The following is a 1,925-nucleotide window of genomic DNA, read 5'->3' on the forward strand; positions in this document are numbered from 1 at the left end:
CTGTGGAACAGCGAGCTGCCGTTCGGGCAGGCGCAGAACCAGGCCTACGGCTACCTGTTTCCGCACGGCACCTTCTTTCTGCTCGGCCACGCGCTGGGCGTGCCCGGCTGGATCACCCAGCGACTGTGGTGGGCGCTGCTGCTCACCGTCGGCTTCTGGGGGCTGCTGCGCGTCGCCGAGGCGCTGCGGATCGGCAGCCCGGCGTCGCGGGTGATCGCCGCCGTCGCGTTCGCGCTGTCCCCGCGAGTGCTGACCACGCTCGGCTCGATCTCGTCGGAAACCCTGCCGATGATGCTGGCGCCGTGGGTCTTGCTGCCCACGATCCTGGCCCTGCGCGCCACCGGCGACCGGTCGGTGCGCGCGCTGGCCGGGCAGGCGGGCCTGGCCATCGCGCTGATGGGCGCGGTGAACGCCATCGCGACCGCGGCCGGCTGCCTGCCGGCGGTGATCTGGTGGGCATGCCACCGACCCAACCGGTCGTGGTGGCGATACACCGGGTGGTGGCTGGTGGCGCTGGCGCTGGCCACGCTGTGGTGGGGGGTCGCGCTGATGATGCTGCGCGCCATCAGCCCGCCGTTCCTGGACTTCATCGAATCGTCCGGCGTGACGACGCAGTGGTCGTCGCTGGTCGAGATGCTGCGCGGCACCGACAGCTGGACCCCGTACGTGGCGCCGACCGCCACCGCGGGCGCTCCGCTGGTGACCGGGTCGGCGGCCATCCTGGGCACCTGTCTGGTCGCTGCGGCCGGACTCGCGGGGCTGACCCGCCCGGCGATGCCGACGCGCGGGCGGTTGGTGACCATGCTGCTGGTCGGGGTGGTGCTGATGGCCGCCGGATACAGCGGCGGGCTGGGCTCGCCGGTGGCGCACGCGGTGCAGGCCTTCCTGGACGCCGGCGGCGCCCCGCTGCGCAACGTGCACAAGCTCGGATCGGTGATCAGAATCCCGGTGGTGCTGGGCCTCGCGCAGCTGCTGGGCCGGATACCGCTGCCGGGCAGCGCGCCAATGACGTTGTGGCTGCGCGCCTTTGCGCACCCCGAGCGCGACAAACGGGTGGCGGCGGCGATCGCGGTCGTGACGGCGCTGCTGGTCAGCACGTCGCTGGCGTGGACCGGTCGGCTGGCCCCGCCGGGGACGTTCACCGCGATCCCGCAGTACTGGCATGAGGCCGCCGACTGGCTCACCGAACACAACACCGGCACACCGGCGGCCGGGCGGGTGCTCGTCGTTCCCGGGGCGCCGTTCGCCACCCAGGTGTGGGGCACCAGCCATGACGAGCCGCTGCAGGTGCTGGGCGCCAGCCCGTGGGGGGTGCGCGACTCCATTCCGTTGACCCCACCGCAGACAATCCGCGCCCTCGATTCGGTGCAGCGCCTGTTCGCCGCCGGCCGCCCCTCGGCTGGGCTGGCAGATACCCTTGTCCGGCAAGGTATTTCATATCTGGCGGTGCGCAACGACCTGGACCCCGACACGTCGCGCTCGGCACGCCCCATCCTGGTGCACCGCGCCATCGACGGGTCGCCCGGACTGCGCAAGGTCGCCCAGTTCGGCGCGCCGGTGGGCCCCGGCACCCTGGCCGGTTTCGTCGCGGACAGCGGGCTGCGGCCACGGTATCCGGCGGTCGAGATCTACCGGGTCGGCGGCGATGACGACCCGGGCACACCGTATTTCGTCGACGCCGACCGGATGACCCGGATCGACGGCGGGCCGGAGGCGCTGCTGCGCCTGGACGAACGGCGGCGGCTGCTGGGCCGGCCGCCGCTGGGCCCGGCGCTGCTGAGCGCCGACGCGCGCGCCGCGGGGCTGGCGACGAGCGCCGGGGTGACCATCACCGACACCCCGGTGGCCCGCGAGACGGATTACGGCCGGGTGGACCAACATTCGTCGGCCGTCCGGGCCCCGGGCGACGCGCGGCACACCTTCAA

The 1,925-nt window shown here is 73.4% G+C and carries 1 protein-coding gene; it reads left to right on the forward strand.

What is annotated here, in order from left to right:
* Window positions 1-1,925 (forward strand): DUF3367 domain-containing protein (locus A9W96_RS29785; protein ID WP_156765474.1); only part of this gene is annotated, 1,925 nt, incomplete at both ends.

It is taken from the genome of Mycobacterium sp. 1245852.3 (assembly GCF_001669335.1).
GTDB classification, from domain to species: Bacteria; Actinomycetota; Actinomycetes; order Mycobacteriales; family Mycobacteriaceae; genus Mycobacterium; species Mycobacterium europaeum_A.